This window comes from Paenibacillus tabacirhizosphaerae (genome assembly GCF_040812395.1).
Classification (GTDB): domain Bacteria; phylum Bacillota; class Bacilli; order Paenibacillales; family NBRC-103111; genus Paenibacillus_E.
Map to the genome: position 1 here is coordinate 100,728 of NZ_JBFNXH010000007.1, position 14,303 is coordinate 115,030.

12 protein-coding genes are annotated in these 14,303 nt (G+C 46.9%); all 12 read right to left on the reverse strand.

The features are described 5' to 3' along the window. Positions 1-35 precede the first annotated feature (35 nt). Genes ABRS97_RS14675 through ABRS97_RS14730 form a run of 12 tightly spaced genes read right to left on the reverse strand, consistent with a single transcriptional unit; the run spans position 36 to position 14,300 of the window. On the reverse strand, positions 36-1,379 hold the full coding sequence (locus ABRS97_RS14675) for a preATP grasp domain-containing protein (RefSeq protein WP_367815103.1): 1,344 nt from the start codon (positions 1,377-1,379) through the stop codon (positions 36-38). Positions 1,380-1,384: 5 nt separating this feature from the next. Then, positions 1,385-2,656 carry a type III PLP-dependent enzyme gene (locus ABRS97_RS14680; RefSeq protein ID WP_367815101.1) on the reverse strand — a complete coding sequence of 424 codons (1,272 nt, stop codon included), beginning with the start codon at positions 2,654-2,656 and terminating at the stop codon, positions 1,385-1,387. After that, the gene (locus ABRS97_RS14685) at positions 2,622-5,312 is read right to left on the reverse strand and encodes a hypothetical protein (protein ID WP_367815099.1); all 2,691 of its coding nucleotides are present in this window, start codon (positions 5,310-5,312) and stop codon (positions 2,622-2,624) included. The genes ABRS97_RS14680 and ABRS97_RS14685 overlap by 35 nt, the downstream gene beginning before the upstream one ends. Beyond that, the gene (locus ABRS97_RS14690) at positions 5,312-6,031 is read right to left on the reverse strand and encodes a dTMP kinase (protein WP_367815097.1); all 720 of its coding nucleotides are present in this window, start codon (positions 6,029-6,031) and stop codon (positions 5,312-5,314) included. Before ABRS97_RS14690 ends, ABRS97_RS14685 begins: the two co-directional genes overlap by 1 nt. Positions 6,032-6,035: 4 nt before the next feature. Next, the gene (locus ABRS97_RS14695; RefSeq protein WP_367815095.1) at positions 6,036-7,154 is read right to left on the reverse strand and encodes a nucleotidyltransferase family protein; all 1,119 of its coding nucleotides are present in this window, start codon (positions 7,152-7,154) and stop codon (positions 6,036-6,038) included. A 20-nt stretch (positions 7,155-7,174) separates the two neighbouring features. Next, complete coding sequence (locus ABRS97_RS14700) at positions 7,175-8,665, reverse strand: class I adenylate-forming enzyme family protein (protein ID WP_367815093.1); 1,491 nt, start codon at positions 8,663-8,665, stop codon at positions 7,175-7,177. Then, on the reverse strand, positions 8,662-8,919 hold the full coding sequence (locus ABRS97_RS14705; protein WP_367815091.1) for an acyl carrier protein: 258 nt from the start codon (positions 8,917-8,919) through the stop codon (positions 8,662-8,664). Before ABRS97_RS14705 ends, ABRS97_RS14700 begins: the two co-directional genes overlap by 4 nt. A gap of 5 nt (positions 8,920-8,924) precedes the next feature. Continuing rightward, positions 8,925-10,070, reverse strand: coding sequence for a BtrH N-terminal domain-containing protein (locus ABRS97_RS14710; RefSeq protein ID WP_367815089.1), 1,146 nt, complete (start codon positions 10,068-10,070; stop codon positions 8,925-8,927). A gap of 18 nt (positions 10,071-10,088) precedes the next feature. After that, positions 10,089-11,663 (reverse strand): bifunctional metallophosphatase/5'-nucleotidase, encoded by a 1,575-nt coding sequence (locus tag ABRS97_RS14715; RefSeq protein WP_367815087.1) that lies wholly within the window; start codon positions 11,661-11,663, stop codon positions 10,089-10,091. A gap of 33 nt (positions 11,664-11,696) precedes the next feature. Further along, a complete protein-coding gene (locus tag ABRS97_RS14720) occupies positions 11,697-12,524 on the reverse strand; it encodes an ABC transporter permease (RefSeq protein WP_367815085.1) in 828 nt (275 codons plus the stop codon). Between the two features lie 2 nt (positions 12,525-12,526). Next, positions 12,527-13,315 carry an ABC transporter permease gene (locus tag ABRS97_RS14725; RefSeq protein WP_367815083.1) on the reverse strand — a complete coding sequence of 263 codons (789 nt, stop codon included), beginning with the start codon at positions 13,313-13,315 and terminating at the stop codon, positions 12,527-12,529. Continuing rightward, positions 13,290-14,300 carry an ABC transporter ATP-binding protein gene (locus tag ABRS97_RS14730; RefSeq protein ID WP_367815081.1) on the reverse strand — a complete coding sequence of 337 codons (1,011 nt, stop codon included), beginning with the start codon at positions 14,298-14,300 and terminating at the stop codon, positions 13,290-13,292. The genes ABRS97_RS14725 and ABRS97_RS14730 overlap by 26 nt, the downstream gene beginning before the upstream one ends. Positions 14,301-14,303 lie beyond the last annotated feature (3 nt).

The following is a 14,303-nucleotide window of genomic DNA, read 5'->3' on the forward strand; positions in this document are numbered from 1 at the left end:
GCAATAGTTTTCACTATCACATGAACATAAGTGTTCTAATTCAACTGTGCCATGAGGGACTCCAATCTAGAATTACACGCGTCTAGCTGTTCCCAGCTCTTCGAGATGAGTAGCGTAAACAAGCGGCCTGTGAACTTGTCCCCGCCCTCGTCCTGTTCGATAGGCAGCGTTCCTGAGGTATATACAAAGACACCCTCCCCTTTGGCCGAGTCATAAAGAAGCCCTTCCTGCTGAAACAAATCGCAAATCTTCGTAAAATCCCACGCCTCAGCAGTCTGACATTTAAAATAACGGGAAAACACCTTGACGTCGCCAAGTGTTCGCTCCAAAAACGAAATATACGTAGATAACGTAAACCTGCCGTTAATCTCGATAATCGGAATGATGGTATCATCTGCCGTTATTATGGAGTCAATGCCGGCAACGCCGGTGTAACCAATGTCATACAGATAGGAGCCAATGCGGTGGGCATTGTTCCGGTAGGCATCCATCAGATCTGCGCCTAAATCAACTGGAAGCTTGGATCCTATGTACACAGTGTCCCGAAGAATCTGCTGTTTCATAGAAAACATCTCCACTTCCCCCTTAGGTGAGATGTAAATCTGATAATTGAGATCAGCTTTCTTCTCATACCAGCCCTCTACCAGCCATCTTGCAGACGGATTGTTCCTGGCCACTCTTGCTAATCGCGAGAGAAGCGGAGCAAGTTTATTCGGATCATCGATAATATACAACCCTTTGCCTGATGCGCCATGCGGTTCTTTAATGATCACTTTCTCGAATCTGGACTCTTCCGTTAAACGCTCGTAGGCCAGCCGAATTTCATCGACATGGGTACATATGAAGCCTTCACAGGTTTGCAAACCTAGCGATTGCGCTATTTCTCGATTAAACACCTTATCATTGATCCGCGCCTGAAGGTCAGATGGGGCGCCAACGAGCTGCAGACCGCATCGGTCAGCTATGCGTTCTTCTAAGTAAGTCACGCCGTAAGGCACGAAATAGACGTCATCCCGCCCAAGTGCAGCAAGCGTGAGTGTTTCCAGCAGCGCCTCATCTTTCAGAACCAGCTCAGCTATAGGCGTGATCTTGTCCACTTCAGCCGGCACAACAATGGTCGGAATCGTGAACCCCCATTCTCTGAGTTGTGCAAGATAAGCCGGATCCGGCTGCTGCCGTAAAATCAGAATATCCTGCTCACGGCATAACAGCAGATTCATCTCTTCAACCCGGTTAACAATGCGCTCTTCATTGCGATCAACGACACCGGGACTCAGTCGGTTCCAATATTTCTCTGCACCAATGTTCATTAGCCATACGATCTTTCCCTTTGTCCGTTGTCGATTCACATATTCTACCAAATGGAACGAGTTACTCATTCCCATCACACCCCTTTCGTACCGGCAATTTGCATAGAGTTCAAGGAGTGCTGGCCTCTAAGGAAATCGGTATAATGTCCTCTTTCCCGCAGGACGATCGTATCCCCTTCATAGAGCAAAATCTCCGGAGGAAGCGCATGGCTGAGGAACAAAACCGGGCTATGGGTAAGCCCGTAGGCGCCGGATTTCTCAATAACGAGCAAATCGCCGATTTCTGCTTTCGGCAGCATCACCTTCTGTCCCAACACATCCGTTGGCGTGCAGAGCGAACCGACCACATTAACTTCCTCAAGCTCACCTTGTTTGCCACTCAAATGCATGGGGAAATTATTGCGGACGTAGCGTCCGAGGAAAGCAGTTGAAGCATGCTGATTGGATCCACCATCACAGACGATGTATTTGACTCCCTTGCTCTCCTTTGTATACAGCACCTTCGTGATAAATACACCTGATTCGGCCAGCAGAAAACGTCCGCTTTCCACACCGATCCGGGCACCGGCAAGCGGACTCCGATATCGCTCCCATACAGCCGCAAGGCCGCTCCGCAACTGATCGACGGCCAGCTCGGTTTCACCTTTAAAATAAGGGATTCCGAAGCCGCCTCCGATATCTACAAAATCAAACCTGCATTCGTAGGTTTCCATAAGCTGCACAGCAAGCTTCATCACCTCATCTACCGTTTGAACAATGTGATCCGCATCCAGCATTTGGCTGCCGGAGAAGATGTGTATGCCTCGCACATGAACGCACGGCAGATTTTGTATCACATCGAAAGCCTCTTCCAGCAAGGATTGATCGATGCCGAACTGCGTGGAAACCCCTGTCATTTTCAGGCCTGCCCCGTTAATGTTAAAGGATGGATTGATGCGTACGGATATCGGAACGACACGTCCGTGTTGAAGAGCAATCTGGTTGATCACTCTTGCTTCCTCGATAGATTCAATATTAATACTGTAAATGCCGCTTTCAATGGCATAAGTTAAATCTTCATTCGTTTTTCCCGGACTTGTAAAAATAATATCCTGAGGATGAAATCCCGCTTGCAGCGCCATAAACAGCTCGCCAGAAGAGGCAACCTCGATGCAGGATCCGAGCTTTTTGAACAATTCGCAAATACCCAGCAAAGGGTTTGATTTCACCGAGAAGAAAATGTCAAATGATGAGGGCAAGCAGCTCTTCAAAAGCTCGAACTGGTTGGCTATGCGATTGCCGTCGTAAACGTAGGCAGGCGTTCCATGGGCGCTAGCGATTTTGTCCCACATAGGTTGTTGCGTCATTGTTCTCACCCTTACTCAGAAAATTAGGTCGATCTCGAAAGCCATGATACTTCCCTTCATGAAACACTACGGCATCGTTGTAAAAGAGCGGGTTCGTATCAAGGCTGTTCATCCATGTGATCATTTCACACTCTACCTCGTTATTGTTGTAGGCTACAATTAAAAGCAATCGCTCTGCATGCATAGGGTGGCGGCACAAGATAAAAGTAAAGTACACACCGTTAAAGATCTGATCGTTATACACAAGTTTATCTTTAGAAGCATGAATTTGAAGCTTATTCAGCAGTTCCTGCTGCTTCTCATTGATTTTCTCCACATCTACAAGAAGCACAAAGTTGGTATCGCCGGAATCCGCTTGATCCCAGTCAAATTCCTCTTCTGTGCATGACTCGTATTTATAGTATATGTACCGATCTTTCATTGGATTTTGAAGAAGATATGCGAGCTTGTTAGCCAAGCTCCGTCTGCCATGCAGAAGGCTGTCGGGCTTTATTATCGTGCAGGCAGACAAATAAATTTGCTTCATGCCCATTCGTCTGATATCGATCCCAATAGCGTGATATTGCTGCTCAAATTCCCCTGAAGCAAGCCTTAACACATCCACACGGAGCATGTTGTTTTCCAGGGTAATGACGAGCTTGCACGCATCGGCAATGCCCACTCGCCGAATAACGCCATTGACTGATACCTCTATAGAGCTGCTTAGCGACATGTGAACCCTGCTCAGCAGCAAGCTGAGAACAGAAATGTTTTGCATCTGAATATTAATGCGTTCGGCGGAAACTCTCGTCGCGTGCACATAGGTCATCTCTTGCAAATTTTCAATCATTTCCACCTTGACCCAATAGGCTTTATTGTATCCCGGTTCAAGTGGACTTAGCTTAACCTCTTTAGGATAGGAATCCCGCCGAAATGAGATCAGCTTGTCCAGAAGCACCTTGGAATTCAGCAGCGCATTAAATTCATTATGCATGAAGCCGTGAAACATACCCGTCATCGCTTTAGGCAGCTCTTTCAAGAATTGCAGCTTGCGCGTCGAGTTGAAAAACCAATTTTCCGTGCTCATCATTCCCATCACGGCCATATTGCTCAAATTATCGAGGAGTTCATACTCCGGATCATTAATGCGAAGCCGCATATCGCCAACAATGCTCGCAATGCCTGCAAAAGCGTCTGGCACCTGCATAGCTATGCGATATGTTTTCGGGCCGCCCGTGCAGAAGCCAATAAGATGGATACGATTGCGATCAACATGATATTGCTCTGCGATACTGCTTATCCGTTGAATCACGTTGAAGTCATCTACATAATTGAGCCTTCCGATCCCCACCAAACTTACGATAATGGCGCTGGAAGTCGATCTCCTTTTGACCCAAGGCAGATCGGTTGGAAAGGATCGCGCTTGCGCATCATGGAAATAGACAACCAGCGGATAGGCTTCTAATGGATCGTAATCCTCAGGTAAAAAGATCGTGTAAGCAGCAAGCCGATCTGAATTGGGCTGTCGCTCAAATACGGTGTAACTGGACCCGAAGATGTCCATATGCCCCTGTTCACCAGGCGCCTCGGGGCTGCACGCGTATTGGATACCTTTCTCCAGTACAGGAAAAATGGTTTTGTAAATGTCGTCAGGCACATACTGGTTAAGGGATTTGAACACTTTGGGGAGCCCCATCATTTCCTTGATGGTCGTCAGCACAGCAGGATCGCAATCCCCCCGGCCAGCTACTTGCATAAGCAGCTCCTCGACAAAGCAATCGAAATCACCGAAAAACACATAAGTCTCCCCTGATTTCCCTCCGCCATCCATGGACTCGGCATAGATGCGAAGCAGCCCTGCGAAGCCCGGATGACTGGGGACAATCGTTACTCTTGAACTCGCCGTCTCCTGTGAGTGCAGTAATTCTCCAGTCGCCGTATACAAACGAATACGAATTCGCTCAGACGAACCGTTGCAATATTGCGGAAGCACGACAAAGCGTATAGGCTCTCCCAACGCATGATAGACGCTTTCGGGAAAGATACGGACACTTTGCTTGTAGTAAGGCTGAAGATCCTCATCGATATACCCTTTCGCGTTTTGCAAAATAGAGGATACCGGATTAAGCTTGACGATGAATTCCTGGTTCGTTACAGGATGATGCAGCGATAAAGGCCATTCGAGCAAAACCGTGTTGCTTCCTTCGCGAAACCGGCACATGAAAAAGTAGTCTTTAATCAAATAGTTGTGATTGCCTGTTACTACAAGCTCGCCATTAATCCACATCCGAACAGGTGTCGGGAAATACGTGATCACATTGACAAGCGTATCTCTTTCTTGCTCGCAATATACCGTGTTCAACGCGTACATGAACTTATTGGGCTGGACGGTAAACAGCGGACTCGGCGTATTCACCTCCTGATAGCGATCAATCATATCAGCGGTATATTGACGCCAATTGGCTTCAATTACTTCCTTATCCAGCAAGGCCAGCTCATGATAAAGCAGCAATCGGGCATCCAGGTCTAAAATGGGCTCCGTCCCCGCCATTGCATCGTTATCTGCAACTATACTGCGCACGAGCCAACGGCTCAGCGCATTGGGTACATCACCAGCAAATGTGATTGGAAAGTGACTAATCGCAACAAGATTTTCCAAATAAGCTTGCAATTCCACTACATTTCCCTCGCTTTCTCCTTCCGATTCGCTACAGAACTGCTCGAATTCCGATAGCGATGGCCAGCTATCCGTTGGATACATGCGGCTGCATACATCTCCATATGAATGGATGATTCCTCGATGAAGATAACATCCACTTCTTTCGAACTCATTTTGGAGAGGATACGGGAATAGGCCTGTTGCATATCGACCAAGTAAGACAATTCATCGACAGGCGTGTCCCCCTTGGCTCTTTTCGTATGAAACAATGTTTTGCCCCGCTTGCGAATCCGTTCATGGCACACTTGGGGACGCGTATTGTAATAAAGCACCAGATGAGGTTTACGGATCCACCGATGAATGAGCCTGCCGATCCACCTAGTCGCGCCATTCACCTCATCGCGGGTCAGTCCCGTATAGATGTACCGATCTGCGATTACGGTTTTACCGGATATCATGGCAGGCCTGACTACTGACATGTAGTCAATCATGAAACTAATCCATTGCAATACACTGTACACATTTGAAGTAAGCAGCCGCATGCGATCCAGTTTGGAGACCAATGCCCGGATGATCGAATTCGAATTCCATTCCATCACAATAGGAGCGTGACCAAGCTCAGATAAATAGCGCAGCAAAGTCACGATCCCCTCACTTTTTCCCGATCCGCTAATCCCTTCAAATACGATCAAAGCACCTCTATTGCCATGAAGGATGGACTCGTCGCTCTTGTTCATCTGTTTATTGTACGCTGCTCATTACTCGGTCCAAGCAATGAAATCGTTTCATATCAAAAAAACGGCTAACCAAGTCTTTATTCCATTGATAGACGATTTGAGGATTGGCTGCATCCACAACCTGCTCTAAATAATCGGTATTTGCCGGCTTTATGCGCTCTAAAGCCTGCATGAATGGGCCATATTGATCCAATGCCGGGAAGAACGTCCTTGTGTGCTCCAGTGCATAATAGGCTTCATTCCCGATTTGATGCGTCGTCACAATCTCTATAAATTTGTCCCAATCCAGATGAAGCTGAGGATCGGTCAAAAATCCATAAATATCCACGAATTTATACAAGCCTAGGTCGCGCTGAAACTCCACCCACGTCCGTACAGCCGCTTCCTTAAACAAGTGGACGCACAGATGCGCTAAAAAATACTCTTTCGGCAAGGAGCTGATCATCACCCCTTCTTCGAAGGGATAACCTTCCGCCTCCTGAATGAAGCTATCCACCGCTTGCTCCGTCCCATGCGCCATCCAATCCAACGAAAAATTGATGTCGATTTCGATCAAATTGACGCCCGGTTCATCCACCGCTTTGCGGTACGGCACAACCTCGCCATAATTCATACGGTGATTCAGAATTTCCCGGCGAGTGGCGGGAATAACGACACGCTCATTCTCATCGTAGAACCCTTGAATAAATCCAAGTTCCTTCAACACATTACCGCATGCCGTCAAATCGTTCGCTCGCAGCAAAATATCGATATCACTGGAAATTCGGCAGCCAATCGGATAAATGGAATGAGCTAGTATCGACCCTTTCAAAAAGGCATGAGGAATTCCGCTTGCATTCATCGCCGATGCGATTTGAGTAATGTACGTACGATGGGATTGCGTGCGTTGTCTTTGAATTTCATAAATGAGAAACAGCCCGAATTCAAACTCCCGATTAAAGAAGGGGGATTCGCATTTGCGCAGCACATGGTACGCGATACCAGCCGTACGGTTATAGACGAGATGACCGAGTATTTCTGCCCAATCCAGTTTCTCTCCGATCAGTTCATTGATCCGTTCAGCGTTCGGATAACGAAATTGAGATAATTCCAATACCAATTCTTGCTCCAACGTCTTGCTCATATTTATCACTCCCTGAATAGTTAATTCACGCTTACGACTTGTTTACGGATCGTTTTTCCTGATTCATTGCGCACAATTTCTTTCACAATCTGGACGACGTCCGGAACCTGATAAGGCGCCAAGTGTTTTTTACAAAGCTCCAGCACGTCGATAGGTCTGAGATCATCTTCTATCTCCGGTACTATAGACACATGCAGCTTGTGTCCATATTTGGGGTCGGGAATCCCGAACGCAACCGCTTCACGAATGCGGGAATCCTTCAAAAGAACTTCCTCAATCTCGATGGGATAGATATTCATCCCGGCCCGGATGATCATATCGTCCTTTCGCCCGGCCATATACAAGTATCCATCTTCCCCTTCGCAGACCATGTCCCCCGTATGCAGCCAGCCTTCCCGCAATTTACTTGCCGTTAACTCCGGCTGCGCCCAGTAACCATGGAAAATATTAGGTCCTTTGACAAGGAGCTCTCCAACTTGACCTTGTTGTCGATCTGCACCCTGCTCATCGACAATGCGGATGTCAAGACTGGGCAAAGGAATGCCAATGCAGCCATCTTTTTCAGCAAAATGGCAAGCAGGCAGATAAGTGATACGTGGTGCTGCTTCAGTTTGGCCATACATCATAAAGAAGGTGACATGCGGCCATTTGTCTTTAATCTTGCATGCGACTTGATGATGCAAGTACTCTCCCATCAGCGCGACCTGACGAAGATGAGGCAGCCTGTAATCCGACTTATCCAAGGCCAGCTGATACATGACGGTCGGCGTCGTACCAAACTGTGTAATGCCATGCAGCTCCATAAAGGCAAGCATGCGTCTCGGTACGAAAGCATCGGTATAAAATGTTAAACGTGCTCCTTCGATTAAACCGTATAACAATTCGCCCGTCATGACGGATGCGTGGCTTAACGAACGGTGGATCAGGAGATGATCGTCATCCCCCACCTCCAAATAAGTTTGAATATCGCGAATATTGGCAGCGATATTCTCATATGTCAGTACCGCACCTTTGGGGAGCCCCGTGCTCCCCGATGTATACATAATTAGACTTGGGGGTAGCCCCGCAGCCTCCCTATTGTTCCTCGAATCGCTTCTCCATTGATCCGCATCAAGACATACGGTCTGATCAGCGATTAACGTTGTCCCAGCCGACATGCAAGCTTCAATCAGTGGTTTCGAAATTAATGAAGCCTCTCCTGTGTATAGGTAATCGGGCTTGGTGTGATGAATAATTTGTATAGTTCGCTGTTCGCCATATTTCAGCGCCAACGGAATAATCGTTATCCCAAGCTTAATGAAAGCCAGTACACTGAGCGCTTCATGAAAGGGATGTTGATCCATAACGGCAACTTTGCTGCCGGAAGGGATCAATGTGCCAAGCTTCTCAGCCTTCTTATGAACATGCTCCAACAGTTCTGAGTAGAGCATGAGAAAACCATCCGGTCTTGTTAGGGCAGGGCGATCTCCGTTGCTGCGCATCGCGATTTCCAACGTGCGCCACAAGCTCATAAGGACCTGCTTGCCGAGTGCAATGTTTTCTCCGTCAAAGCTTGCAAATCGCTAACATTACGCAAGGATTCCATGCCTAAGTCAGATTCGTCAAAAACGATGTCGCACAGCTCCTCAATCCGAACAAGCAACTCCACATACTTCAAAGAATCGATTCCTAGATCAGCGAGCGACTGATCATCCTTAATCGTGTCCACTTCAATGCCGACGGCGACTTCGCTAATCGCGACAAGAATTTGTTCATTGATATTCATTTCAATTAACTCTCCTTTACAGTAAATGATTGATGGCATTCGCGGAGCAGCTCCACGATGCCGCCTTCTATTTCCAAGATAATTTGCAGATTGCGTTCCAAGTCATCGAACAAACGGGGCGCTTTGCTAATTGCCAGCTTCAGCGCGGTATTGGCGCAAATGTCCCATCGTTTTTCCGAGAGCTGCAACTGCTCGCTGAGAGCATCCACTATATTTCTGGGCAGCATATCGGCAATTTCCTCGATAAATACTCGGAAGCGCCGTCTGCCTCTTGCAACCCTTTTCAAGCTGGTGTTGTAATACTCTTTAAACAAATTCACCTTCGCTTCATCTAGCGGCTCTTCCTTCCTCAACCGTAAGCTTTCCATGAAAGCCTCAATCCGCTGCAAGCCGGATTCTCCCGGATACAAAGGGTGGGTTCCCGACATTCTTGCATAGCTTTCTTCAATAACCGCCAACAGTTTTGCCTGTGTAATTTGAAAATCGGTCCCTGTGTCGAATTCCATCCACAAATTGCGAATAGGTCTTCGGTACTCACCGATCAGATGATTCTGTCGCGGAGTATCGGATAGTCTGCCCTCCCTAATCGCGGACATTGGAAGTGTGCCGTCATAATCGCTGCTTGATAACGCATATTTATCAAAAACATCATATGTGCCGTTCTCTTCGTCATAGCCAACAACAACCATCGCATGCAGTCCATGATCATTCATGAACGCTTTGTGATAGCTCATATAGTGCAGATCCACAACGATAGCAACGGGTTTGCCCGCGTCTATCAATGCTTTCACCCGTGCTGCCGCTACTTCCGGATCATCATGAATGAACATGCTGATTTGAATCCGGTCTTGATATTTGACGGAAATCGTTTTCTCCGTGTCGCCTTGGAATTCCGTCGTTTTGGGGAAGTAAATAAACGCTAGCGAAGAGTTTAATTCCGACTCCGTAAATTCGACCGAAGTGGAGTATCTGTACATATAAGTTGTGCCGATATATCCTGTTTCTTCATCGAACATAAAGGACAAATAGTCAGCGAGCACCAGTTGCGTATTGTGGCCCTGATGAGCCAAGCAGGCCCCATATGCGGTAGCAAAACAATCATTTACATAGGGTTCGTAGTATCTAGGTACATTATTTAAGACATGCTTCATCTTCATGTTTCCCCTCTCTTATTTGTACCGCTCATTGATGATCTTAATTCTGCCGTCAGTCTGCTGTGTAATTTCTCCTTTATGCTTGATATATACAGCAACCACATCGCGCAATAAATCGCCTTTGCGGATGAGCTTCGCATCGTTGAATTCTACGTAGTTATCTCCCCCGTTCACCAAATAATCGTTGGTTGCAACCTTGTATACCTTGTTTTTGTCTAATGGCTGTCCATCTTTCGTTACGCCCACTAAGCGCTTGCCGGCTGGCTTGGAACCGTCAATTTCATAAGAGATGCCCGAAACCTGCAGGAACCCCCCGTTGCTTGCTCCGTTAGGCCATTCGCGAAGCCCTCTCTCGAGCGCTTCATAGATGCGTTCTCCCGTCATCTCAACGACAATAAGCGAGTTGACAAAAGGCAGCGGCTTGCCGACGTTGTACAGCGTAATTTGACCCTTAGGGACACTCTCACGGATGCCTCCGCCATTGAGAAGCGCAATGTCAGCCTTCCCTTCTTCCCGCATCGCATCCGTAATCAGATTAGCCAAGTTGGTTTCTTTGGAGCGAACCTGGGAACGAATCCCGTTCAATTGCACAGCTGCTACACCCACGACCTCCTTGCCTTTTTCCAAGGCTATTTGATGATAGGAGTTCGCGACAGCCGCCACCGCCGGATCTGCCTTCGACTGATCCGTCGTTTTATGCAGGCTCCAACCCACAGTAGCAACCTTGCCTTTTCTGAAATACAAATCAGCAAGACCGACATGCGTCGTATATGAGCCCGGTTCCGCAAAGTACGTTTGATTGATTTTTTCTACATCCTTGTACAACCAGTGATGATGCCCGCTCAGGATAAAATCAATCCCGTTTACTTGTTTGATAAGCTCCTTATCCAAATCATCGCCTAAGTGCGAGAGCAGAATGATGGCGTCCACCTTCTTGGCTTGCAGTTCGGCAATCACTCTTTTCGCGGACACCGCAGGTTCTTCGAACTGGACCCCATTCGGATCGGACACATTCATATTCGAAAGCGCTTCAGGCACCGTCAATCCGAAAAGGCCAATTTGTTTGCCGCCGACTTGTACAATTTTATACGCCTCGAAAGCCGGCTTTCCGTTACGCAATGTATTGGCCGACAGCATAGGAAACTTGAGCTCCGCTTTAATTTCTTCTGCTCGTTCAAAGCCGAAATCCAGATCGTGATTACCAAGCGCCATCGCATCATACCCCATCAAATTGGCTGCTTCGACGACGCCTTTCGCCTCCGATATATTCGCCTCATTCGTCCCGTGGAACATATCGCCGCTGTCGATGAACAGCGAGTTCGGATTGTTCTTGCGCAGTTCATTGACGATACCTTTGACCAAAGGCATTCCCATCTCTACATTCACTTCATCCAGCGTATAGTAACCGCCGTTCGCTTCATCGTAGACCAAATGTCCGTGTGTATCCCCTGTATTAATCAAACTGATTTTCTGATCGTAATAGCCGATTCCCAGCAGTAAATCGTTCATGCTCACCATTCGCAAAGTCAGGTAGATGGCTGCGCCGACAAGCACTGCACCGAGTACAATAACATTCAAATATTTCCGCATGAGAATAGTCGTCTGCTCCTTCTTAACCAAGAATTAATACATCGAATTGCCTGTGCTTGAATATCTCTTTACTCCTTGCGTCCAAATAAAGTACACGAGAATGAACAAGACCACACCAACGAGAGGCGTCAAATACATATACCCGCTCCAATACTGCTGAGCGTCGCTTTTATTCAGAAAAAATTGGGCAGGGAAATAATTGACAAACGAAAAGGGTATGAAGAAAATAAGCAGCTTTTGTATGAGTCCCGGATAAAAGCTAATCGGATATCCTGCGACTCTTCTGCTGTTGAAAAAGATGAGATTGCGCAAATTTTCCGTTTTCACTGACCAGAAGCTGCAACATGCGGACAGCATGAAGATCGCAGCCTGAATAATCGCCCCGCCCAATAAGGACGAGATATAGAACAAGATATTGAACCATGTCCAATGAATCCCAACGGAAAAGGCTGTATTCATAAACAAAAACAAGCCTACAATACCATGGCCGAGCGTTGCCGGATAATCAACTCGGGAAGCGATGATTTGATAAAGCAGTCCGTGCGGTCTCGTCATAAGCCGATCAAACTCACCTGAATGCACCATACCGTCAAAATCGCGCACTCCGGCAAAAAGAAAGACGAACAGGCTATAGGATAGAAACAAGAAACTGTACAGAAACATCAACTCATTCAATTCCCATCCTTTGATATGCAGGAAGCGCAAAAGAATGAGAAACATCACGGCCACGCTGATCATTTCTCTGCAAAAAATGGCGATCGTTATCAAGGATCTGTCGAATTTATACTCCAATGTCGTTTTCAGCGTCAGTTTCGTGTAACGCAAAAACAAAATAAAAGATTCCCACCAAGTAAACTTCATCTTCATCCTCCCTGAACGACCAGTTTTTTGGCTGCCGCCCGCCACAGCAGTTGGCCTAGTACGAACAGGACTACGATCCAAATCGATTGCCGCATTAAACTTGCCCAAATCTCTTCCTGCGGAATCATGCCCAAATATACGCGAATTGGCGTGTAGAAGATGGAATCGAACGGCGTCAGCTTGATGAAATCGACAATCGGCTGCGGTAAAAACCAAAGCGGGATTAGCGCGCCGGAGAAAATCATAACGGCCGCATCCTTGATCGTAACGAGACTAAACGTCCAGTAGAACCAAAACGAGCTGACCCAGACAATGAAATTCAAGTTGTACAAAACGAGAAAACCAAGCAGGGAGCTGAGCACGTAATACCCGAACATGCTGACGGAAAACGGAGGAAGCAATTTGAACAAAAAAATTGAAACCAGAATGGCCGGCGTCATCTGCATGACGAGACGGAACACCATCGTGCCTACATGATGGGATAGCAGATAGAGCCGAAAGTTGATCGGCTTTAATAAATCGGTGCTAATCAGTCCGCTTCTCACCTTGGATTCAATGACATACTCATCCATCGAATACACGACCTGCATGAGGAATGAAAGTACAATGTAGGTGACCAGCATTTTAAACTGAACGCCTTCAAGGGACTCCTCTTCTTCGTAAATGGCTTTCCAGATGGAAATATTCACAAAGATCATGACGAGCGCATTCAAGACGCCTGCGAAATAATCCATTCTGTAGACGATATTATTCTGGAATGATTTCTTAGCAAACTCCAGATAAACTCTCACCTAAATGAATACCTCCTTGGTAAATTTGCCGGATAATTTCTTCGATGTCTGTCTCTTGCACCGTCAAATCCACAATGCTGTATCTTTGCGACAACGTATGAATCAATTCAGAAACTTGCACATCATCCTTGACATAACGGAACCATTTCTTCTTATCCTTCTCCAGGACAAGCTGAGCGCCGGGAATGAATATGGAAGGATAGTTCTCTGCGAATTCAACAACCAGCACTCGTTCCCTCCCATATCGGGCCTTGATTTCGTCCACTGTGCCATCATAAATAGTCGTCCCATGATCGATAATGATCATCCGGTTACACGTCTTTTCAATATCCACCATGTCGTGTGTGGTGAAGAGCATCGTGGTGCCCTTATCCCGATTGATCTGTTTCACAAATTCGCGGATCTTATCTTTGGCAACGATATCAAGCCCAATTGTAGGCTCATCGAAAAAAATAATTTCCGGGTCATGCAGCAACGCAGCCGCAATGTCAGCCCGCATCTTCTGGCCCAAACTCAACTGCCTAACCGGCTGGCGCATGAATTCGTGCAAATCCAGCATGTCGCTGAACATGTCCATATTTTTCTTAAACACGCTCTCTGGAATTTTGTATATATGCTTTAGCAAGTCATAGGTATCGCTAACCGGCAAGTCCCACCACAGCTGTGTCCGCTGTCCGAATACCACACCGATTCTCGCCGCATTCTGCTTGCGATCCTTATAGGGTGAAAGTCCGTCAATCGTGATGCTCCCCGAGGTAGGCACCAGAATACCCGTCAACATTTTAACGGTAGAAGACTTGCCTGCTCCATTGGGACCAATGAACCCGACGGTTTCGCCCTTCTCAATGGTGAAGTTGATGCCATTGACCGCTATTTTGGTTGAATATTCAGGAACAAGCAAACTTTTCAAAGATCCTAGCACGCCTTTATTGCGGACATTTAATCGATATTCCTTCACGAGATCTTTTACTTCAATGTAGGCCATCTC